The organism is Pseudomonas sp. Root71 (assembly GCF_001429045.1).
GTDB classification, from domain to species: Bacteria; Pseudomonadota; Gammaproteobacteria; order Pseudomonadales; family Pseudomonadaceae; genus Aquipseudomonas; species Aquipseudomonas monachiensis.
The window spans coordinates 624724-647010 of sequence record NZ_LMHY01000012.1; the positions used below are offsets into that span (position 1 = coordinate 624724).

Below are 22287 nucleotides of genomic sequence, written 5' to 3' on the forward strand. Positions count from 1 at the left end.
GAACAGTCAATGGAGATCCCTCTGGCATCCCCGCCCGGCGGCCTTATAATGCCCACCTTTGGTACATCATCAGGCTGTCCCTCCTTGGCAAATATAGATAACCCGGCCGCCGAAATGGCAGCCGACGGCTTTTTCCGGATCGCGCTGGGCGTCGAATACAAAGGCTCGCGCTACCGCGGCTGGCAACGCCAGGCGTCCGGGGTGCTTACCGTGCAGGAAACCCTCGAAAACGCCTTGTCCAAAGTCGCCGACTCACCCGTTTCGCTGATGTGCGCCGGGCGTACCGACGCCGGGGTGCATGCCTGCGGGCAGGTGGTGCATTTTGACACCCGGGTCGAGCGTTCGATGAAGGCCTGGACCATGGGCGCCAACATCAACCTGCCCCACGATGTCAGTGTCAGTTGGGCCAAGGTCATGCCGGCGCACTTCCATGCGCGGTTCAAGGCCATTGCCCGGCGTTATCGCTACGTGATCTACAACGATCAGATTCGCCCGGCGCACCTGAACGAAGAAGTGACCTGGAACCACCGTCCGCTGGACGTCGAACGCATGGCGGAGGCCGCCCAGTACCTGCTCGGCACCCATGATTTCAGTGCTTTTCGCGCCGGTCAGTGCCAGGCCAAGTCGCCGATCAAGGAGTTGCATCACCTGCGCGTCACCCGTCACGGCAAGATGATCGTGCTGGATATTCGCGCCAGCGCGTTCCTGCATCACATGGTGCGCAACATTGCCGGCGTGCTGATGACCATTGGCGCTGGAGAACGCCCCGTGGAGTGGATGAAAGAGGTGCTGGAGAGCCGGATTCGACGGACCGGTGGCGTGACCGCGCATCCATTCGGTTTGTATCTGGTGCAGGTCGAGTACCGTGACGAGTTCGAGTTGCCCGAGCGTTACATTGGTCCACACTTTCTGACCGGCTTCTCGGAACTTGGCGGCTGACGCCCTCGAATGCTTTTGTTACCATCCGGGACTTTCCCGGATTTGTCTTGGAGTTGTGTCGACATGTCAGCCGTTCGCAGCAAGATCTGTGGGATTACCCGCATAGAGGATGCGCTGGCAGCCGTCGAGGCCGGGGCGGACGCCATCGGATTCGTGTTCTACGCCAAAAGCCCCCGTGCGGTGACGTTCCAGCAGGCGCGCTCGATCATCAAGGCGCTACCGCCGTTCGTGACCACCGTGGGCTTGTTCGTCAATGCAAGCCGGTGCGAATTGGGCGAGCTGCTCGATGCGGTGCCCCTGGACCTGCTGCAATTTCACGGCGATGAAAGCGTGGCCGAGTGCGAAGGCTGGCACCGCCCGTACATCAAGGCGCTGCGGGTCAAGGCGGGTGATGACATCGCCGCGGCCTGCGATGCTTATGCCAGTGCCAGCGGAATTCTGCTCGACACCTATGTCGAAGGCGTTCCCGGAGGAACCGGCGAGGCATTTGACTGGTCATTGATACCGCAAGGCTTGAGCAAGCCGATCATTCTGGCGGGTGGTCTGACGCCGGATAACGTCGCCGAAGCGATTGCGCGCGTGCGGCCTTATGCCGTGGATGTCAGCGGCGGGGTAGAGGCGAGCAAGGGCATCAAGGATCACGCAAAGATCCAGGCATTTATCAAAGCGGTACGCGGTAGCACCTGTTGATGTGACGGCTGGCAGACTGCCGCCGTCCACTGCACTGTACAAAGCGGATGCACTGCACACAGCAGGCAGATCCGAGGGTTTTTGGTTGCACGCAGGTCATGTTTCGCGCTGACCGTGGCAGTCCATCGACCCTCTTCGCACACATGAATTTAGCGCTAGGGCATACACGGGGCCGCGAACCAGAGCGTTCGGGCCGCCGGTACTGGAGAAAGAAAGCATGAGCAACTGGTTAGTAGACAAACTGATCCCTTCGATCATGCGTTCCGAGGTCAAGAAGAGCTCGGTGCCTGAAGGTCTTTGGCACAAATGCCCGTCTTGCGAGGCTGTGCTGTATCGTCCGGAGCTGGAAAAGACCCTGGACGTTTGCCCCAAGTGCAACCATCACATGCGTATCGGCGCCCGTGCCCGTATCGACATCTTCCTCGATGTTGAAGGCCGTGCCGAGCTGGGTGCGGACCTTGAGCCGGTTGACCGTCTGAAATTCCGCGACGGCAAGAAATACAAGGACCGCCTGACCGCTGCACAAAAGCAGACCGGCGAAAAAGATGCGCTGGTTTCCATGAGCGGTACTTTGCTGGGCATGCCGGTGGTGGTTTCGGCGTTCGAGTTTTCCTTCATGGGCGGTTCGATGGGCGCCATCGTCGGCGAGCGTTTCGTGCGCGCCGCCAACTACGCCCTGGAAAAACGTTGCCCGATGATCTGCTTCGCCGCTTCCGGCGGTGCGCGGATGCAGGAAGCGCTGATTTCCCTGATGCAGATGGCCAAGACCTCCGCGGTGCTGGCTCGTCTTCGCGAAGAAGGCATCCCGTTCATCTCCGTGTTGACCGATCCGGTCTACGGCGGCGTTTCCGCCAGTCTGGCGATGCTGGGCGACGTGATTGTCGGCGAGCCGAAGGCATTGATCGGTTTTGCCGGTCCGCGCGTGATCGAGCAGACCGTGCGTGAAAAACTGCCGGAAGGCTTCCAGCGCAGCGAGTTCCTGCTGGAGCACGGCGCCATCGACATGATCATCGACCGTCAGGAACTGCGTCCGCGCCTGGGCAACCTGCTGGCGCAAATGATGGGCCTGCCGACGCCGAAGTTCGTGGCTACACCCATCGAGCCGATCGTGGTTCCACCGGTACCTGCCAACCTATGACCCAACGTACCCTTGGCGAATGGCTCGCCTACCTTGAACAGTTGCACCCTTCGGCCATCGACATGGGCCTGGAGCGGTCGCAGCAGGTAGCGTCCCGCATGGGATTGGGCAAGCCGGCGCCTCGGGTGATCACGGTCACCGGGACCAACGGCAAGGGTTCCACCTGTGCGTTCGTGGCGTCCTTGCTGCGGGCCCAGGGCTTGAAAGTGGGGGTCTACAACTCCCCGCACCTGCTGCGGTACAACGAGCGGGTAACGGTCAATGGCATCGAAGCCACGGACACCGAGCTGTGCGAAGCCTTTGCCGCGGTAGAGGCCGGGCGCGGCGACACTTCCCTGACCTACTTCGAAATGGGCACCCTGGCGGCATTCTGGCTATTCCAACGCTCCGGGCTCGATGCAGTGGTGCTGGAAGTCGGACTGGGCGGTCGTCTGGACACGGTCAACGTGGTGGATGCCGACATGGCGCTGGTCACCAGTATCGGCGTCGATCATGCGGATTACCTGGGTGATACCCGGGAGTCCGTGGCCTTCGAGAAGGCCGGTATTTTCCGTCAGGGCGCGCCTGCGCTCTGCGGCGATCTGAATCCTCCACAACCTCTGCTGGACAAGGCGCGCGAGCTCAATTGCCCGTTTTTCCTGCGGGGGCGCGATTTTGACCTCGGTGTGACCGATCACAACTGGCAGTGGCGCGGTGTCGATGGGCAAGGGCGCGCGGTTGAACTGCGCGACCTGCCACTGCTCGATCTGCCGATGGAAAACGCTGCGCTGGCGTTGCAGGCGTTCCTGCTGCTCGGCTTGCCTTGGGTGGATGCGCAGATTATCGAGGCGCTGCGGGCAACGAAGGTGGTCGGTCGTCTGGATCGCCGTGAGTTCGAGTGGCAAGGCAAGCGCTTGAATCTATTGCTGGATGTGGGGCATAACCCCCATGCGGCGGAGTATCTGGCTCGTCGCCTGGCCAGTCGCCCGCCGGTCGGCAAGCGTCTGGCGGTGTTCGGGCTGCTGGCGGACAAAGACCTGGGTGGTGTTGTCGGCGAATTGAGTGCTAGTGTCCAGCACTGGGCCGTTGCACCGCTGGATTCGCCTCGGGCGCGTCCGGTTGCGGATCTGCACGCCGCGCTGCAAGGTCTTGGTGCGTCGGTCACGTCATACGGCAGCGTCGCGGCCGCCCTGGAAGGGCAGTGCGCGCAGGCCACGAACGACGACGAAATCCTGTTGTTCGGATCATTTTATTGTGTCGCCGAGGCCCTTGAATGGCTGGCCCGGCGCTCCACGGAGGAAGCGGCAAATGGCATTGCTGGATAAGGCATACAAACAGCGCATGGTTGGCGCCCTGGTGTTGGTCGCGCTGGCGGTGATTTTTCTGCCGATGCTGTTTTCCCGCCAGGACGAACAACGCCAGGTGACGGTCGAAGCGCCTGCGGCTCCGCAGGCGCCGGCGATGCCCCAGGTGCAGGTCGAGCCCGTGGTGGTGCCTGAGCCGCAATCTTTACCTCAGGAGCCCGTGCCGAGCGATGACGAAATCGCCCAGCAGGAATCGGCGGTGCCAGCTGTTCCGGTCGCTCCAGCGCCAGCAGCGCCAGCAGCGCCAGCAGCGCCAGCAGCGCCAGCAGCCAAGCCGGCTGTGCCCGCGCCGGTCCCGGCATTGGCGGCCAAGCCTGCAACAGCGCCGGCCCAGCCGATCACCGCGGCACCGGGCAAGCCGGACACCACGCAAAGCCGTATCGATGCCAATGGCTTGTCCGTCAGTTGGTCGGTGCAACTGGCCAGCCTGTCGAACCGTGAAAGCGCAGAGAAACTTCAGAAAACCCTGCGCAGCCAGGGCTACAACGCCTACATCCGTACCGCCGACGGCAAAAACCGGGTGTTTGTCGGGCCGTTGATCGAACGCGCTGAAGCCGATCGGCTGCGTGACTTGCTGAACCGCCAGCAGAACCTCAAGGGGTTTGTGGTGCGCTTTCAGCCGGAACGTGGCTAAAACTATCGCCTCGATATGAAATGCACTGACAATCGCAGCTTACCGATAAGCATGGGCTCTGCTAAAATGCGCCGCCTTATCCGTCTGTAGGCTGCACTGTGCCATTTACCTGGGTTGACTGGGCGATCGTAGCAATCGTCGCCATCTCCGCATTGATCAGTCTGAGCCGCGGCTTCGTCAAAGAAGCTCTGTCGCTGCTGACCTGGATCATCGCAGGAGTCGTAGCCTGGATGTTCGGTGGCTCACTGTCCGAGTACCTCGGCGGGTACATTCAAACGCCATCGGCACGTATAATCACGGGCTGTGCCATCATGTTTGTCGCCACTTTAATCGTAGGCGCAATGATCAATTATCTTATCGGCGAACTGGTTCGCGTCACCGGGCTCTCCGGGACCGACCGATTCCTCGGCATGGCCTTCGGCGCCGCGCGTGGCGGGTTGCTGGTGGTCATCGCCGTCGGGCTGTTGAGCCTGGGGCCGGTACAGCAGGACGGGTGGTGGAAAGAGTCACAGCTCGTGCCAAAATTTCTATTGGTTGCAGACTGGTCCAAAAACCTGATCCTCGGGTGGAGCAGTCAGTGGCTTGCCAGCGGAATCAGCGTACCCGCTGATATTCCGTTCAAGGAGCAACTCTTGCCGACGGCCAAAACGCCTCAGTGAGTAGTGCTCAGTTCAGATCCATTAAGTAGGGGTTGCGTCGCATGTGTGGCATCGTCGGTATCGTCGGTAAGTCGAACGTCAATCAGGCGCTGTATGACGCGCTAACCGTCCTCCAGCACCGCGGCCAGGACGCTGCCGGTATCGTGACCAGCCATGATGGCCGGTTATTCCTGCGCAAGGACAACGGCCTGGTGCGTGACGTGTTCCAGCAACGTCACATGCAGCGCCTGGTCGGTCACATGGGCATTGGCCATGTGCGTTATCCAACCGCGGGCAGCTCGACTTCGGCTGAAGCTCAACCGTTTTACGTCAACTCGCCTTACGGCATCACCCTGGCGCACAACGGTAACCTGACCAACGTTGAACAACTGGCCAAGGAGATTTACGAATCTGACCTGCGCCACGTCAACACCAGTTCCGATTCGGAAGTGCTGCTCAACGTGTTCGCGCACGAACTGGCCCAGCGCGGCAAGTTGCAGCCGACCGAAGAGGACGTATTCGCCGCCGTCACCGACGTGCACAACCGTTGCGTCGGTGGTTATGCCGTTGTAGCGATGATCACCGGCTACGGCATCGTCGGCTTCCGCGACCCGCACGGCATCCGCCCGATCGTGTTCGGCCAGCGTCACACCGACGAAGGCGTCGAGTACATGATCGCCTCGGAAAGCGTTTCCCTGGACGTGCTGGGCTTCACCCTGATTCGCGACCTGGCACCGGGCGAAGCGGTCTACATCACTGAAGAGGGCAAGCTGTACACCCGTCAGTGCGCGACCAACCCGTCCCTGACGCCGTGCATCTTCGAGCACGTCTACCTGGCACGTCCGGACTCGATCATCGACGGCGTATCGGTCTACAAGGCCCGCCTGCGCATGGGTGAGAAACTGGCCGAGAAGATCCAGCGCGAGCGTCCGGATCACGACATCGACGTGGTCATCCCGATTCCGGACACCAGCCGCACCGCCGCGCTGGAGCTGGCGAACCACCTGGGCGTGAAGTTCCGCGAAGGCTTTGTGAAGAACCGCTACATCGGCCGGACCTTCATCATGCCGGGCCAGGCCGCACGGAAAAAATCCGTACGCCAGAAGCTCAACGCCATCGAGCTGGAATTCCGCGGCAAGAACGTGATGCTGGTGGATGACTCCATCGTTCGCGGCACCACGTGCAAGCAGATCATCCAGATGGCCCGCGAAGCTGGCGCCAAGAACGTCTACTTCTGCTCCGCGGCACCAGCGGTTCGCTACCCGAACGTCTACGGCATCGACATGCCGAGCGCTCACGAGCTGATCGCCCACAACCGTACGACCCAGGACGTGGCTGACCTGATTGGCGCTGATTGGCTGATCTATCAGGACCTGCCTGACTTGATCGAAGCGGTCGGTGGCGGCAAGATCAAGATCGACAAGTTCGATTGCGCGGTGTTCGACGGCCAGTACGTCACCGGCGACGTCGACGAGGCTTACCTGAACAAGATCGAGCAGGCACGCAACGATGCCTCCAAGGTCAAGACGCAGGCAGTCAGTGCGATCATCGATCTGTACAACAACTGAGTTTCTACCGGCCCTGAGGGGCCGGTTTTGTATCTGGCAAAAAATACTTTCATCTATCAAGAGCAGGGCAAGGAGTGACAGCATGAGTCAGGAATGGGATGCCGGTCGGCTGGACAGCGACCTCGAAGGTGTAGCGTTCGATACCCTGGCCGTACGCGCCGGTCAGCACCGCACGCCGGAAGGCGAACACGGTGATCCGATGTTCTTCACTTCCAGCTACGTGTTCCGTACCGCTGCCGACGCCGCTGCGCGTTTCGCTGGCGAAGTGCCGGGCAACGTTTATTCGCGTTATACCAACCCGACCGTACGCGCCTTCGAAGAGCGCATTGCCGCGCTGGAAAGCGCCGAGCAGGCCGTGGCCACCGCCACCGGTATGGCCGCGATCATGGCCGTGGTGATGAGCCTGTGCAGCGCTGGTGATCATGTACTGGTGTCGCGCAGCGTATTCGGCTCGACCATCAGCCTGTTCGAGAAGTACTTCAAGCGTTTCGGTATCGAAGTCGATTACGTGGCCCTGGCGGACTTGTCCGGTTGGGATGCGGCGATCAAGGCCAATACCAAATTGCTGTTCGTCGAGTCGCCGTCCAATCCGCTGGCCGAATTGGTCGACATCGCCGAGCTGTCGAAAATCGCCCACGCCAAAGGCGCGATGCTGGTAGTCGACAATTGCTTCTGCACTCCGGCGTTGCAGCAGCCGCTGAAAATGGGCGCGGACATCGTCGTGCACTCGGCCACCAAGTTCATCGATGGCCAAGGCCGTTGCATGGGGGGCGTGGTTGCCGGTCGCAGCGATCAGATGAAAGAAGTGGTGGGCTTCCTGCGTACCGCCGGGCCGACCCTGAGCCCGTTCAACGCCTGGATCTTCCTCAAGGGCCTGGAAACCCTGAACCTGCGGATGAAGGCGCATTGCGCCAACGCCCAGCAACTGGCCGAGTGGCTGGAGCAGCAGGACGGCATCGAGAAAGTCCATTACGCCGGCCTCAAAAGCCATCCGCAGCACGAACTGGCGCTGCGCCAGCAGAAGGGTTTCGGTGCGGTCGTCAGTTTTGAAGTGAAGGGCGGCAAAGAGGGCGCCTGGCGCTTTATCGATGCCACGCGCCTGATTTCGATCACCGCCAACCTGGGTGACAGCAAAACCACCATCACCCATCCGAGCACCACTTCCCATGGTCGCCTGGCGCCTCAGGAGCGTGAAGCGGCGGGCATTCGTGACAGCCTGATCCGCGTTGCGGTCGGCCTGGAAGACGTGGCGGACCTGCAAGCCGATCTGGCGCGCGGCCTGGCTGCGTTGTGATCGAGTTGTCTACACCGACCACTGGCTCAAATGGCCGCGTAGCGCTGGTGACCGGAGCTGCGCGGGGTATTGGCCTGGGGATCTCGGCCTGGCTGATCAGCGAAGGCTGGCAAGTCGTGCTGACGGACCTGGACCGCGAGCGCGGTTCGAAAGTGGCGAAAGTGCTGGGCGACAACGCCTGGTTCATCGCCATGGATGTCTCGAATGAAGGGCAAGTCGCGCTGGGCGTGGCCGAGGTGCTCGGCCAGTTCGGGCGACTGGATGCGCTGGTATGCAACGCGGCGGTTGCCGATCCGCACAACATCACCCTGGAAAGCCTCGATCTGTCTCACTGGAATCGGGTGTTGGCGGTGAACCTCAGTGGGCCGATGTTGCTGGCCAAGCACTGTGCGCCGTACCTGCGCGCTCACAGCGGCGCCATCGTCAATCTGGCTTCGACCCGCGCCGGACAGTCGGAACCCGACACAGAGGCCTATGCGGCGAGCAAGGGCGGTCTGTTGGCCCTGACGCATGCGTTGGCCATCAGCCTTGGTCCGGAGATCCGGGTCAATGCGGTCAGCCCTGGCTGGATCGACGCGCGCGATCCTTCGGTACGGCGTGCCGAACCGTTGAGCGAAGCCGATCATGCCCAGCATCCGGCGGGCAGGGTGGGCACGGTTGAGGATGTGGCGGCGATGGTGGCCTGGTTGTTGTCGAGAAACGCCGGGTTTGTCACCGGCCAGGAATTCGTGGTCGATGGCGGCATGACCAAGAAGATGATTTACAGCGAGTGATACTGGCGTTGATGTATCGCCCTCATCGCGAGCAGGCTCCGGGCGGCGTTCCGACGATAGCGGACTGATGGTTGCCGACATTGGCCGGAATGAAATGATTTTGTCTTTTTCAGAAAAACTTCAATCCTGCTATTGACTTAGGTTCGCTACCTGCGTAAATTTCGCGGCCTCGGAGATGCAAACGGGTGATTAGCTCAGCTGGGAGAGCGTCTGCCTTACAAGCAGAATGTCGGCGGTTCGATCCCGTCATCACCCACCACTTCCGAGATACTTGCGAAAGCAAGAGGTAGGCTGAAATGCCTCCACCGACGCGCAGCGGTAGTTCAGTCGGTTAGAATACCGGCCTGTCACGCCGGGGGTCGCGGGTTCGAGTCCCGTCCGCTGCGCCATATTTTCCGAGTCAGGCATGTTCTGATTCGAGATTGAAAAGCTACTGAGTTTTCAATCAGACCGAGTTACTTGGGCGCAAGTCCAAAGCGATACGCAGCGGTAGTTCAGTCGGTTAGAATACCGGCCTGTCACGCCGGGGGTCGCGGGTTCGAGTCCCGTCCGCTGCGCCATATCTGCCCCGAGGCCCACTGAACGCCTTGGAGCTACGAAGAAACCATTGGTTACTTCGAGTCGATAGCAAAGACCCTGGTCGAAAGACCGGGGTTTTTTGTTTCTGCGATTTGGCTTTTTCTCCTTCCTCATGACCCTCACGGTTTCGCATCCGCCGACCACGCGCGGATGGCCAGTGAATTCCGTTGTCTCTTGAAAACTCCCCTCAATAATCCACAGCCTCGATAAACCGGCGCCGCGCGGCCGATATCTCGGCCTGTCATCAAATTATTCAAGTATTTACCGGGTGCGATTTGCACAAAGGACTTGGTTTGAGTTATCAACACTAATTAGAATGAGTCGCATTTATAATATTTCTTCGCGCAGGGTTCCTTTAGATGAGTGATGCAGCGTTGCCGCCGGAGCAAACCTTCCACGACCTGTACCGCGATCACCGGAGCTGGCTCGAAGGATGGTTGAGACGACGCATGGGCAACGGCAGCGACGCTGCGGATCTGAGCCAGGACACCTTCGTTCGTTTGCTCGCCAGCTCTCAGCGCATCGCCGACCTGCAAGAGCCTCGCGCCTACCTGGCGACAGTCGGCAAGCGGCTGCTGGCCAACTTCTACAAGCGCCGCAGCCTGGAGCAAGCCTATCTCGATGCATTGGCGTTGCTGCCCGAGGACTGCGTGCCGTCCCCCGAGCAACGCTGGATCCTGCTGGAAACCCTGCAGGCCCTGGACGAATTGCTCGATGGATTGCCGGGCCCGGTACGCCGAGCGTTTCTCTTGAGTCAGCTGGAAGGCCTGGGCTATCAAGAGATTGCCGAGCGCCTGCAAGTATCGGAACGCACGATCAAGCGCTACATGGCTCAAGCCTACGAACATTGCCTGCTGGTGGACATGTGAACGGTTCGGCACCTTCGGCCCAGGCCCGGCAAGTCGTGCGGGCCGCCGCGCAGTGGCTGGCCCTCATGGAATCCGGCTGCGCCAATGAGCAGGATCGGGCGCAGTTGCAGAGCTGGCGCGATAGCCATTCCAGTCACGAGCAGGCCTGGCAGAAAGCGCAACTCTTGCGCCAACGCTTTGCCGACCTGCCACCGGCCCTTGCCATGGCCAGTCTGGGCCGGCCACAAGCCAGTCGACGTACGGTGCTCAAGCGCGCTGTCGGGGCGGTGGCTTTGCTGCCGACTGCCTGGCTGATCAGTCGACAGTTGCCTCTGGATGCCTGGAGTGCCGACCTGCGGACCGCCACCGGGGAAAGCAAAAAGGTCCGGTTGGCCGACGGCAGCTCTGTGCAACTGAACACTGCCAGTGCCGTCGATATCGACCTCAAGCACAGGCGCCTGACCCTCGTGGAAGGTGAAATGGCACTGAATGTGCCCGGGATCTCGCCGCTGACGATTCTCACGCACTTCGGGCAAGTGGTCGTCAGTCAGGGCGAGGTGTGTGTTCGTCAGGGGCAGACGGGCTGCAAGGTGCAAGTGCTCAAAGGCACGGTGCAGTTGCAGCCTCTGCACGGACCGGTCTTTTCGTTGCGCGGTGGCCAGCAAGTCAGCCTTCAAGCGGCGGGTGTCGGTGCCGTGGAGCCATTTGACGTGCTGGCCCCGGGCTGGCGTGAGGGTGTGCTGATGGCGCAGAACCAGCCCTTGGGGGATTTTCTGCGCGAACTCGGCACCTATCGTCTGGGCGTGTTGCGTTGGGAGCCCGAGCTGGAATCGCTGCGCATCACCGGCAGTTTTCGCCTTGAAGACACCGATCGCATTCTGGCTCTGCTCGCGGCCAGCCTGCCGCTGGAAGTGCATTCGCGTACGCGTTACTGGGTAACGCTGGTGCAGCGCAAAAATAGTGTTTAAAGCGTGTCCCCTTTTTTCGCCTCGCTTGTCATTCAAGGTAAGCGAAACGAAATCAGAGAGATTCACAATGCCCGCAGTGATGTCTTGCAGTATGCGTCCGGCGCCATCCAGGTTGCGCCCGTTGTTGCACTTGAGTCTGTTGTTGAGCCTGAGTGCCTGTCCGTTGTTCATCTCTGCCGGTTGGGCCGAAGACGCGCCGCGCCGCAGCTATCAGGTGCCAGCCGGTAGTCTCGACGCTGCGCTGACCCGTTTCGCCGGGCTGGCCGGGGTCAATCTGTCAGTGGACCCGGCACTGGTGAGCGGGCGAACCAGCCCCGGTCTTTCCGGTGACTTCGCGGTGGAGGAGGGCTTCGCCCAACTGCTGCAGGGTTCCGGTCTGCAACTGCTTCCAGTGGGCGAACAGGCGTACATGCTGACCCCGGTGCCAACAGGAAGCAGCCTGCAATTGGGCGCTACTTCTATTTACGCGACGGCAGACACGGCGCACGGTGATCCATATGCCGGCGGGCAGGTCGCACGCCGTGGGTCGCAAGGCTTGCTGGGCTCGAAAGATTTCATGGAGACGCCGTTCAGCGAGACCACCTACACCAGTGAGTTGGTGAAAAACCTTCAGGCGCGTACCTTGGGCGACCTCGTGGCCAGCGATCCCTCGGTTCGCGCCACCAACCCGGCGGGTGGGCGGTATGAGCAGTTCACCATTCGTGGAATGAGCCTGTTCAACAGTGATGTCTCCTACAACGGTCTCTACGGCATCCTGCCGACTTACTCCATTGACATGGAGATGGCTGACCGCGTCGACATCCTCAAAGGCCCGAGCCAGCTGATCAATGGCATCTCGCCACGGGGCAGCGTGGGTGGCGGGATCAACGTGGTGCCCAAGCGCGCAACCGACGTGCCCATTACGTCGTTTACCGGCAACTATGCTTCCGACAGCCAGGTCGGCGGGGCCGTGGACATCGGTCGGCGCTTTGGTGAGGGAGACATGTTCGGTGTTCGTTTCAACGGCGTGAAGCAGTCCGGCGACACCGAATGGGATCACCAGAGCGTTGACCGCGAGATGGCTGTGCTGGGCCTGGATTTTCGCGGTGAACGCCTGCGGCTCTCGACGGACATCGGACATAACGAGCGGGACACCGATGCCCCGCAGGAACGCGTGCAGGTGGGCGCCAACGCACAGGTTCCGCACGCCAGCGATGTTCGCCACAACTATGCGCAGCCGTGGAGCAAGGCGCGGACCAAGGACACCTTCGGTACGGTGACCGGCGAGTACGATGTCAGCGATTCTGTCATGGTGTACGCCGGCGCGGGCGCGCGTAAAAGTAATCATGACTTCCTCCGGCACGCCGTAGCGGTCACCAACGACGCGGGTAATTTCAGCGTTCTGCCACGTGACTTCACCCGTGACGAAAATGTCCGGACGGCCAACGCCGGGGTGCGCAACTGGTTCCATACCGGTCCGGTGAGCCATGAAATCAACCTGGCTTCCAGCTATTTCTACATGGACTTCGAAAACGGCGGCGCCCGTTATGCCGCTGCCCCGAGCAACATCTACAACCCGGTGCAAACACCGACGCCTGTCACTCCCACGCGCCTTGATTCCGAGGTGTATACCGAGAACCGTTCCAGCAGCGTGGCGTTGTCCGACACATTGGGTTTCTTCGATGACCGAGTGCTGCTGACCATCGGCGCCCGCTGGCAGCGAGTGCAGGTTGACGACTGGGCGGATAATGTCAAAGGCGATACGGGCTACGATGAAGAAAAGGTTTCGCCCTCGGGCGGCATCCTGTTCAAGGCCACCGACAAGCTCTCGTTGTATGCCAACTACATGGAAGGCCTCAGCCAGGGCAAGATCGCGCCGTCAACCTCGGTGAACGAGGACGAGATCTTCCCGCCGTTCATCAGTCGGCAGGTCGAGGTCGGTGCCAAATATGATGCGGGTGCGTTCGCCATTACCACCGCAGTATTCCGGATCAAGCAGCCAGCTTATGAAACCAACGCCACGACGCGGGTTTTCGGCCCGAACGGCAAACGCGAAAACACCGGTGTGGAAGTCAGTGTGTTCGGTGAGCCGCTCAACGGTTTCCGCCTGCTCGGCGGCGTGATGTACATCGACAGCGAGTTGACCAACACCACCAATGGTACCTTTGACGGCAACCGCGCTCCTGCCACGCCGGAGTACAACGTCAACCTGGGGGCCGAGTGGGACGTGCCAAGTGTACAAGGCCTGACCCTGATCAGCCGCGGCATGTATTCCAGCTCTCAGTATCTGGACCAGTCCAATAACAAGGAAATCGACGCCTGGACGCGTTTCGACGTGGGCGCTCGCTACGCCTTCAAGGTCGAGGAAAAGAACATCACCCTGCGGGCCAATGTCGAGAACGTGGCTGACAAGCGCTACTGGAGTTCCGCCGGGGCCTCGGATGACAGCGAGCCAGGATTGACGCTCGCGACGCCACGAACCTACCTCCTTTCGGCAACCGTCGACTTCTGAATCGATTCAACCGTGCGTTGCGCCACAGGGAAGGGCGCCGCCGAGTTGTGTCATGCATCGATTGCAGAGGACCAGAGCATGCCCAGTCTCACTAACCCACTCAAGAACGAACAGGTCAAAACGCCCTCCAGGCGCACGCTGCTGCGCCTGTCCCTGGGCGTGCTTGCACTGAGGTTTACCCCATCGGCGTGGGCTCTGGCCGACGCCGCGCCGCTGCGGGTGATCACCCTGTTTCAGGGCGCCACCGACAGCGCCGTGGCGTTGGGCATCACACCCTGCGGCATCGTCGATTCCTGGAGTGAAAAGCCCACCTATCGCTATCTGCGCTCGGCGCTGGAGCCGGTGCCCCATGTCGGCCTGGAAACCCAGCCGAGCCTTGAGGACATCGCGCTGCTCAAGCCGGACGTGATCATCGCCTCGCGCTTTCGCCATGAGCGCATCGCACCCTTGCTCAAGCAGATCGCCCCGGTGGTGATGCTGGAGGAGGTGTTCGAATTCAAGAAGACCCTGGCACTGATGGGCCTGGCCTTGCATCGCCAGCAGCGGGCCGACGAAGTGTTGGCCCGCTGGCAGCTGCGCACGGCACAACTGCGCCAGCAACTGCAGCACAAGTTTGCCGGGCGCTGGCCGCCGACGGTGTCGATTCTGGATGTCCGCGAAGACCATATCCGCAGTTATTTGCCGGCCAGTTTTCCAGGTTCGGTAGTCACTGAGCTGGGGTTGGGGTGGAGTCAGGCCAGTCGGGCGGCGAGCGGGGTATCGATCAAACTCACCAGCAAGGAAAGTCTGGCGGTGGTCAATGCCGACATTTTCTTTGTCTTCTTGCGCGCGGAGAAACCGGCAGTGCAGCGAAACTATGACAGCCTGGTGCAGCATCCGCTGTGGCAGCAAATGCGTGCGCCGCAGCAGGGGCAGGTGTGGCGGGTCGACGGCGTGGCCTGGAGCCTGTCGGGCGGAATGCTCGGGGCGAACCTGATGCTCGATGATGTGGCGCGGCTGGTCACGGCGGATGCGGCCTGATGAGCAATGGTTTGAAACTGTGCTGTGCCGGGGTCGTGTTGCTCCTCAGCAGTGTGCTGAGCCTGGCAGTCGGAGCGACCTGGATTCCGCTTTCGCAAATTGCCGCTGCCTTCGTGCATCCCGACCCGCTCAGCGTCAGCCATGTACTGGTGACCACCACACGCCTGTCGCGCACCTTGATGGCGATGGCCGTGGGCGCGAGCCTGGCAGTGGCGGGGGCCTTGATGCAGGCGCTGACGCGCAATCCGCTGGCGTCCCCCGGCTTGTTCGGGATCAATGCCGGCGCGACTTTTTTTATCATCCTGTGTTCCTCGCTGTTTTCCCTGTCATCCCCGGATGCCTGGCTGTGGTGCGCGTTCATCGGCGCGGCCGTGGCCGGCAGCCTGGTGTGGCTGATCGGCAACATGGGGCAGGGCAGTCTCAGTCCGTTGCGCATCGTGCTGGCGGGGGCGGCGATGGCCGCGTTGTTCTCCGCATTCAGCCAGGCGTTGCTGGTGGCCAATCAGGATGGCCTGGACACGGTGCTGTTCTGGCTGGCGGGCTCGTTGACCGAGCGTAGCCTGTCGGTCGCCGCGCCAATGCTGATCTGTGGCGTACTCGGGCTGTTCGGCGCGATGTTGTTGGCGGGGCAGGTTAACGTACTTAACGCAGGCGAGGAGATCGCCACCGGCCTGGGTCAGCGAACCGGATTGATCCGGCTGCTGATGAGCGTGCTGGTGATCTGTCTGGCGGGCAGTGCCGTGGCATTGGCCGGCAGCATCGGGTTTATCGGCTTGCTGGTGCCGCACATGGTGCGCAAGGGCTTGTCCATCGATCATCGCTGGTCGCTGCCGGGGTGCGCGCTGCTTGGGGCGATAGTCCTGCTACTGGCGGATACCTTGTCGCGGGTGTTGATCCTGCCGCAGGAGGTGCCGGTGGGCGTGATGACGGCGTTGTTCGGCGCACCGTTTTTCATTCTGCTGGCCCGGCGTGGAGGCCGTTATGGATAAGGTCCTGACCTGGCGCCGTAGCGGGTTTTCCCGGCGGATCAATGTCGCCACGTTGTGGCGGTTGCTGGCGGCGTTGATGGTCACGGCGCTGATCATGCTCGGCTCACTGTCATTGGGCAAAGTCATGCTGTCGCCGTTGGAGGTTCTGCGGATTCTGCTGTCGAGCCAGGACCCCAGCCTGACGTTCATCGTCGAGCAACTGCGCTTTCCGCGCGTGCTGCTGGCGGCGTTGGTAGGGGCGGCGTTGTCGGTGTCGGGGCTGATTCTGCAAAGCATCATCCGCAACCCGCTGGCGTCGCCCGACCTGCTGGGTATCACCAGTGGTGCCAGTGCGGCGGCGGTGTTGTATCTGTCGTTTTTCTCCGTCGCACTGGGCCAACAGTATCTGCCGCTGGCGGCGATGTCCGGCGCGGGGCTGGCGGCATTGGCGATCTATCTGCTGGCCTGGAAACAGGGGGCTTCACCGCTGCGCCTGGTGTTGATCGGGGTCGGTATCAGCGCGATGTTGACCGCCGCGACCACCTTCATTCTGGTCTTCAGTCCGCTGACTACGACCCTGTCGGCTTATGTCTGGCTGACCGGCAGCGTGTACGGCGCCAGTTGGCCGGAACCGCTGGCGCTGGGTCGCTGGTTGTTGGGTATTTGCCCGCTGCTGGTGCTGCTGGCCCGGCAGGTGATGGTGCAACAACTGGATGACCAACTGGCCCAAGGCATTGGCGTTCGCGTGCAGTGGTTGCGCGCCGGTTTGTTGCTGGTGAGCGTGGCATTGGCCGGTGCGGCGATTGCCTGGGGCGGGGCAATAGCCTTTGTCGGGCTGATTGCACCGCACATTGCCAAGCGTCTGGTGGCCCCGGGGTTCGGCGGTCAGGCGGTGATGGCTGCGCTGGTCGGGGCGAACCTCGTGGTGCTGGCCGACCTCGCCGGGCGTGTGCTGTTTTTGCCGCTGGATCTGCCGGCCGGGATTTTTGTCGCCGTGCTGGGTACACCCTTTTTTCTCTATTTGTTGATCAAACAGCGTCATTGAGGAATTCAACGTATGACGTCGATTGCAAGTCGCGGCCTGACCCTGAGTTATCAGCGCCAGGTGATTATTGACGCGCTGGACATGCAACTGCCCCAGGGCAGGATTTCGGTACTGATTGGCAGCAACGGCTGCGGCAAAAGCACCTTGCTCAAATCCTTCGCCCGACTGCTCAAGCCGCAGCAGGGCTCGGTGATTCTCAACGGTGTGGATATCCAGCAAAAGTCCACGGCCGCCGTGGCCCGGGAGCTGGCCATTTTGCCTCAGACCCCCAGCGCGCCGGAGGGCATCACCGTTCGGCAGTTGGTGGCGCTGGGACGTTATCCATATCAGAGCTGGATGCAACAGTGGTCGGCGCAAGACGAAGCCATGGTCAACCGCGCGCTGGCGCAAACCAGTCTGCAGGCCCTGGCGGACCGACCGGTGGACGCGTTATCCGGCGGCCAGCGTCAGCGTGCATGGATCGCCATGACCCTGGCCCAGGACACTGGCATCGTGCTGCTTGATGAACCCACCACCTTTCTCGACCTGGCGCATCAGATCGAAGTGCTGGACCTGTTGCGCGACCTTAACCGGCTCGAAAACAAAACCATCATCATGGTGCTGCACGACCTCAACCTGGCCTGTCGTTACGCCGACCACATGGTTGCGGTGCACAACCGGACAGCCTTTGCCCAGGGGCGGCCCGACGAGGTGTTGACCGAGACCCTGGTCAAGACCGTGTTCGACCTCAATTGCCGGATCATTCCCGATCCGTTCTTCGGGACACCGTTGTGCATTCCGTTTGGCCGGGAGTTGCCGCAATGAATCTGGCCTGTCATTTCACTGCGTCGGAGTGGGCGCTGTTGTCCGGTGGCTTGCGGCTCAAGGACCGCGACGAGCGCGACCCGTTGCGTTCGCTGATGGCCCGGGACTTGTTGCAGGAAGACGTGTGCGAGCAACTGCTGGATGCGCTGGGCCCGGTGATCGGCTCGCCAACCCGGGCGATCACGGCCTCGCTGCTGGGCAAGCGCTTGTCGTTTCTGGCGACTGGCGCCTGTTTGTATGCGATGTCGGTGTATGACAAAGGCCTTTTACTGACACCTGACAACACGGTGATCGAATACGGTCACGATGAGGGGCTGTGGACGTCTTCAATGCCGGTGCATCACGGTCAGCCGCTGACCTATGGCCTCAATGAGCGCGAGGCCTGGCGGGAAGCCTTGGTGCGGGGACTGTTCGCCGGACTGCTGAAACCGCTGTGGCAAACCTTCAATCGTGTCACCGGTGTTTCCCGGCGCATCCTCTGGGAAAACACCGCCGTGCGAGTTTATTCGCTGTATGAAAAACGCATGGTGAAAATCGAGGCCCCGTCAATTCGCGAGCGCTGTGAAGCGGATTTCAATTGGCTGCTGACACAAGCCGAGCCTGCGTTGTTCGGTCTGGATTACAACCCGCTGAGCCATTTCCGCCGACCGCCGACGCTGGTGGACGACGGGCAGCGCAGCATTCGCTTTCGCCGAACCTGTTGCTTTTATTACCTGGCCACCGACCCCGCAGACTACTGTTCGACCTGCCCGTTGCTACGTCCGGGGAAATGCCGATGAGTGACCGGATCGACCCTCGCCAGCAAAGAAATAGCCGCTGTTCAACGACCGACGCGATCATGATGCTGTCGGAAACTGCATTGCGCGACTATCTTGAAATGGGCTTGGTGATGGCGCTGGATGTCTAGATGAAGCCCTTCGGGTTGTTGTTGCGCAGGGGCGAGCACATCAGCCGGGAGTTGGGGTTGTTCATCGATCTGCTGCGTCGAAAAGTCGCGGTTTTTTGATTCCTTGGTCAGTTTTTGGTTTTCCGCGAAGGCATAAGCCTATAAACTTAACCTTTCGGTCAGCTTTGCACTGTCAACAACAGCCCTTTGCATCGTCGAAAAGGGCTTCTGTAAGACTCGAGATTTCCAGAACATAACCAGAAGGGTGGACCCCATAACCGCCCAGAGGATGATCCATGTCCAACCGTGATATATCCCGGCGCTCGTTCCTTCAGGGCGGGCTGGTAGCGGGTGTGAGCGTGACGCTCACGCCGTTGAGCAGCCAGGCGCTGGCCGCCTTGATGGAGAACAGCGTGACCGTGCCGTCCGAGCAGTGGCTTGGCAACAACGGCAAGGCGCGCGCCCGTAACGATGCCTTGTCCAAGGTCTGCGGCAGCAAAGTCTTTGCCCGCGACATCCGCGCCAAGGACATGCCGGGTTGGCCGCAGCAGCAAGGCCACGCCATGCTGCTCAAAACCATCAAGGCCGACTACATCTTTGCAGGCATCGACCTGTCGTGGCTCGGTGCCGATTTGCAACCGGACCGCATCGTCACCGCCGAAGACCTGGTCAAGGACGGAATCGTGTTCCCTGAGGAGCACGCCCCGGATCCGCTGTTGCCGGCCGGCAAGGTGCCGATGTTTATCGGGCACCCGGTGGCGATCCTGATCTGGAACGATTTCGAGCGCTTCCGTCAGGCCAAGAACCAACTCAAATTCAATGACAAGGCAATCCGCTACGGCGAGAAAGCGCCGTTCTACGAAGGCGATCCTTACGGCAGCTTCCGCTACGTGCGCGTCGGCGGTGCGACCTCGGCGGACGAAGACGAGTTCGCCAGCCTCAAGGATTCGATCCTGTTCCCGATGCTGAAAAACCGTCGTCCGGTGTGGAACTCCCAGCCGAACCTGCACGGCAACCTGACCGAGCGCGGGTTGTTCTACGCCGACCGCATGAAGCAGCAGATCGATACGCCGCCGGACAACTGGCTGGTATTCGACGAGCGCTACAAGACCCCGTCGATCGAACCGGCCGCCCTGGAGCCGGACAACGGCAACGGCTGGTACGACCCGGCGACCAAGACCCTGCATTTCGTGGTGGCGACACAGTGCCCGCTGGAAACCGCGACCGAGACCGCGAAGATGATCGCGCCGTCGCGTTTCGGCCTGGCCAACCTGAACATGCACCCGGGTTACACCGTCGGTTATGGCTCCAAAGACCACAACATTTTCGTCTACTACGCAGCGCTGGCGGCGTTGTACGGCGCCGGTGTGCCGGTACGCCTGGCCAACGACCGCTACGAGCAGTTCCAGAGCGGCATCAAGCGTCACCCGTTCGACATCCGCTACCAATTGGCGGTGGACAAGAACGACCACAGCTTCAAGATTTTTCGCTCCGAGATGAGCGTCGACGGTGGCGGGCGGATCAACTACAGCCCATCGGTGGCGGCGGTGGGCGCCACGGCGGCACAGTCGATCTACTACATGCCGCAGAACGATCTGCAGGTCACGGCCTATCACTCCCGCGCCGTTGAAGCCGGGTCGATGCGTGGCTACGGCACCCTGCAGAGCATGGCGGCGACCGAGATGATGGTCGACGAAATCGCCGGTCGCCTCGGTGTCGATGCCATCGAGTTGCGCCGCAAGAACGCACTGCGCTCGGGTATGAAGAACACCCAGGGCGCGATCCCGGCCGGTGCCTTGCGCCTGCACGAGATTCTCGACAAGGCGGCGGTCCACGACACCTGGAAAAACCGCGACGCGATCAAGAAGCAACGCGAAGCCGCCGATCCGGACAACTGGTACGGGGTGGGTTTCGCCATCTGCCAGAAGGACTTCGGTACCGGTTCCGAAGCGCCGATGGCCAGCATTGAATTCACTGCCGAAGGTCGCATCAGCCTGCGCCACATCGGTATCGAAATCGGTACTGGCATGTCCACCTCCCAGGCCATGGTCGTGGCCGATTTCCTCGGTATTGCGGCGCACGAAGTGAAGACCGGCGAAACCGAATGGAAAGAGTTGCAGCTGGTCAGTGGCGGCAACCCGTACATCATGAGCCAGGCCGAGCAGGACAATTTCCTGCGCAACCCACGTTGGGTCGGCAAGGTGGCTTCGGCTTCGTCGGCGACCAACTCGGCGTACTACTTCAGTCACGCCACCCGTGAAGCGGCGCGCGTGCTGTTCAACCACGGTTTGTGGCCAGCGGCGATGGAGATCTGGCGCCAAGGCCCTTACGGCGGCCAGGCCAACCCTTACGTGGTGCGCCGCGAAGACGCCCATTGGGTCGACGGCAAGCTCACGGCCAACGGCATGGAGCCACTGCCATTCGCCATGCTCGCCAAGCGCGTTCACGAACGCGGCCTGGTGAGCGGCGCCACCGTGCACGGTTTCAACCGCTGGAGCTGGGCCGAGGCCGAGTTCAGCATCGACGGCGTGCGTGAGCGCTTGCCGCTCGACGGCCTGGCCGTGAAGTACGGCGACGGTGCACCGAAGGCGAAGAAGGCGCAGATGAGCAGCGCCGGTTTCCATCTGCTGGATCGGCAGGGTATCGCCTACCCGGCAACCCAGTTGAACAACGCGGCGGTGACTTACTACAGCCCGGTCGCGACGTTGGTGGAAGTGAAGGTCAACAAGGGTTCGAACGAAGTGTCGGTACTCAACCATCACTCGTGGGTCGAGTGCGGTCGGGTGTTGGTCGAAGAACTGGTCAGGGGCCAGCTCGAAGGCGGGATCGCCATGGGCATCGGCCACGCGCTGATGGAAGAGATGCCGTTGTACGAAGGCGGGCCGGGGGAGGGGGACTGGAACTTCAACCGTTACCGCCTGCCAATGGCGCGTCACGTTGCGGTGTGGAAACAGACGGCGGACATCCTGCCGCCGCTGTCGCCGAGCGACCCGTCCAAGGGCATCGCCGAGGTGGTGATGATCCCGGTGGTCGGCGCCATCGGTAACGCCGTGGCCCATGCCATCGGTAAACGTGTCCGCGACCTGCCTATCACTTCTGCACGCATCAAGGAGGCCCTCAATGGCTAACCGTCCGCTTCAACTGACCCTCAACGGTCAATCCGTCGGCCCGGTGGACATCCCTGATGACCTGCCGATGATCGACTACCTGCACGAATACAAGAACCTCACCGGTTCGCGCCTGGGCTGCGGCCAGGGCATCTGCCACGCCTGCGTGGTGATCGTCGACAACCCGGACGGCACCAGTGAAGAAGTGCGCACCTGCATCACCGGCGCACACTATTTCGAAGGCAAGAAAGTGCGGACCATCGAAGGCCATGCGACCCGCGACGAGCAGGGCAAGGTCACCGAGCTGAACCCGATCCAGCAGCGCTTCGTCGATGAATTCGCCTTCCAGTGCAGCTACTGCGCGCCGGGCTTCGTCAATGCCGCGACCGTGCTGGTGGAGAAGCTGCAGCGTCAGCCCATCGTCAAAAGCCAACTGGAAAAAGTCATCGAGGACAGCCTCGGTCATCACATCTGCCGTTGCACCGGGTACGTGCGCTACTACAGCGCCACCCGCAACGTGCTGACCGATCTCGGCCTGGTCAAGGAGGGTTAAG

The 22287-nt window shown here is 61.4% G+C and carries 19 protein-coding genes, 3 tRNA genes and 1 pseudogene; all 23 read left to right on the top strand.

From position 1 onward, the window contains the following. Positions 1–114 precede the first annotated feature (114 nt). The 23 genes and pseudogenes from truA (at position 115) to ASD95_RS12965 (ending at position 22286) form a co-directional block, all read left to right on the top strand. A complete protein-coding gene (gene truA / locus ASD95_RS12860; protein WP_056722181.1) occupies positions 115–939 on the top strand; it encodes a tRNA pseudouridine(38-40) synthase TruA in 825 nt (274 codons plus the stop codon). Positions 940–1002: 63 nt separating this feature from the next. Next, entirely contained in the window at positions 1003–1629 is a 627-nt protein-coding gene (locus tag ASD95_RS12865) for a phosphoribosylanthranilate isomerase (RefSeq protein ID WP_056722182.1), read from the top strand. A gap of 217 nt (positions 1630–1846) precedes the next feature. Further along, complete coding sequence (accD, locus tag ASD95_RS12870) at positions 1847–2767, top strand: acetyl-CoA carboxylase, carboxyltransferase subunit beta (RefSeq protein WP_056722184.1); 921 nt, start codon at positions 1847–1849, stop codon at positions 2765–2767. After that, positions 2764–4071 carry a bifunctional tetrahydrofolate synthase/dihydrofolate synthase gene (folC, locus tag ASD95_RS12875; protein ID WP_056722185.1) on the top strand — a complete coding sequence of 436 codons (1308 nt, stop codon included), beginning with the start codon at positions 2764–2766 and terminating at the stop codon, positions 4069–4071. The genes accD and folC overlap by 4 nt, the downstream gene beginning before the upstream one ends. Beyond that, positions 4055–4744 (top strand): SPOR domain-containing protein, encoded by a 690-nt coding sequence (locus ASD95_RS12880; protein WP_056722187.1) that lies wholly within the window; start codon positions 4055–4057, stop codon positions 4742–4744. Before folC ends, ASD95_RS12880 begins: the two co-directional genes overlap by 17 nt. Positions 4745–4842: 98 nt before the next feature. Next, positions 4843–5403 carry a CvpA family protein gene (locus ASD95_RS12885; protein WP_056722189.1) on the top strand — a complete coding sequence of 187 codons (561 nt, stop codon included), beginning with the start codon at positions 4843–4845 and terminating at the stop codon, positions 5401–5403. A 41-nt stretch (positions 5404–5444) separates the two neighbouring features. Further along, a complete protein-coding gene (purF, locus tag ASD95_RS12890) occupies positions 5445–6950 on the top strand; it encodes an amidophosphoribosyltransferase (RefSeq protein ID WP_056722191.1) in 1506 nt (501 codons plus the stop codon). An 82-nt stretch (positions 6951–7032) separates the two neighbouring features. After that, positions 7033–8244, top strand: a complete 1212-nt coding sequence (locus ASD95_RS12895; protein WP_056722193.1) for an O-succinylhomoserine sulfhydrylase — start codon at positions 7033–7035, stop codon at positions 8242–8244. Beyond that, positions 8241–9017, top strand: a complete 777-nt coding sequence (locus ASD95_RS12900; RefSeq protein WP_056722195.1) for an SDR family oxidoreductase — start codon at positions 8241–8243, stop codon at positions 9015–9017. The genes ASD95_RS12895 and ASD95_RS12900 overlap by 4 nt, the downstream gene beginning before the upstream one ends. A 183-nt stretch (positions 9018–9200) precedes the next feature. Next, positions 9201–9276 (top strand) — tRNA-Val (locus ASD95_RS12905). 53 nt (positions 9277–9329) lie between these two features. Continuing rightward, positions 9330–9406: transfer RNA gene (locus ASD95_RS12910), tRNA-Asp, on the top strand. Between the two features lie 94 nt (positions 9407–9500). Beyond that, positions 9501–9577 (top strand) — tRNA-Asp (locus tag ASD95_RS12915). 378 nt (positions 9578–9955) lie between these two features. Further along, positions 9956–10465, top strand: coding sequence for a sigma-70 family RNA polymerase sigma factor (locus tag ASD95_RS12920; RefSeq protein ID WP_056722197.1), 510 nt, complete (start codon positions 9956–9958; stop codon positions 10463–10465). Beyond that, on the top strand, positions 10462–11412 hold the full coding sequence (locus ASD95_RS12925) for a FecR domain-containing protein (RefSeq protein WP_056722199.1): 951 nt from the start codon (positions 10462–10464) through the stop codon (positions 11410–11412). Before ASD95_RS12920 ends, ASD95_RS12925 begins: the two co-directional genes overlap by 4 nt. Positions 11413–11479: 67 nt before the next feature. Next, complete coding sequence (locus tag ASD95_RS12930) at positions 11480–13903, top strand: TonB-dependent receptor (protein ID WP_056722201.1); 2424 nt, start codon at positions 11480–11482, stop codon at positions 13901–13903. A gap of 78 nt (positions 13904–13981) precedes the next feature. Beyond that, complete coding sequence (locus tag ASD95_RS12935; protein ID WP_056722202.1) at positions 13982–14923, top strand: ABC transporter substrate-binding protein; 942 nt, start codon at positions 13982–13984, stop codon at positions 14921–14923. Continuing rightward, positions 14923–15912: a FecCD family ABC transporter permease gene (locus tag ASD95_RS12940; RefSeq protein ID WP_056722204.1), complete on the top strand. Its 990-nt coding sequence runs from the start codon at positions 14923–14925 to the stop codon at positions 15910–15912. The genes ASD95_RS12935 and ASD95_RS12940 overlap by 1 nt, the downstream gene beginning before the upstream one ends. Further along, positions 15905–16936, top strand: a complete 1032-nt coding sequence (locus ASD95_RS12945; protein WP_056722206.1) for a FecCD family ABC transporter permease — start codon at positions 15905–15907, stop codon at positions 16934–16936. The genes ASD95_RS12940 and ASD95_RS12945 overlap by 8 nt, the downstream gene beginning before the upstream one ends. A gap of 12 nt (positions 16937–16948) precedes the next feature. Then, a complete protein-coding gene (locus ASD95_RS12950) occupies positions 16949–17740 on the top strand; it encodes an ABC transporter ATP-binding protein (protein WP_056722207.1) in 792 nt (263 codons plus the stop codon). After that, positions 17737–18519: an IucA/IucC family C-terminal-domain containing protein gene (locus tag ASD95_RS12955; RefSeq protein ID WP_056722209.1), complete on the top strand. Its 783-nt coding sequence runs from the start codon at positions 17737–17739 to the stop codon at positions 18517–18519. The genes ASD95_RS12950 and ASD95_RS12955 overlap by 4 nt, the downstream gene beginning before the upstream one ends. A gap of 47 nt (positions 18520–18566) precedes the next feature. Beyond that, positions 18567–18746 (top strand): annotated as a pseudogene (locus ASD95_RS28625) (LysR family transcriptional regulator); the annotation flags it as partial. Positions 18747–18922: 176 nt separating this feature from the next. Further along, complete coding sequence (locus tag ASD95_RS12960; RefSeq protein WP_056722212.1) at positions 18923–21754, top strand: xanthine dehydrogenase family protein molybdopterin-binding subunit; 2832 nt, start codon at positions 18923–18925, stop codon at positions 21752–21754. Beyond that, positions 21747–22286 carry a (2Fe-2S)-binding protein gene (locus ASD95_RS12965; RefSeq protein WP_007982256.1) on the top strand — a complete coding sequence of 180 codons (540 nt, stop codon included), beginning with the start codon at positions 21747–21749 and terminating at the stop codon, positions 22284–22286. Before ASD95_RS12960 ends, ASD95_RS12965 begins: the two co-directional genes overlap by 8 nt. The last annotated feature ends 1 nt before the right edge of the window (position 22287 follow it).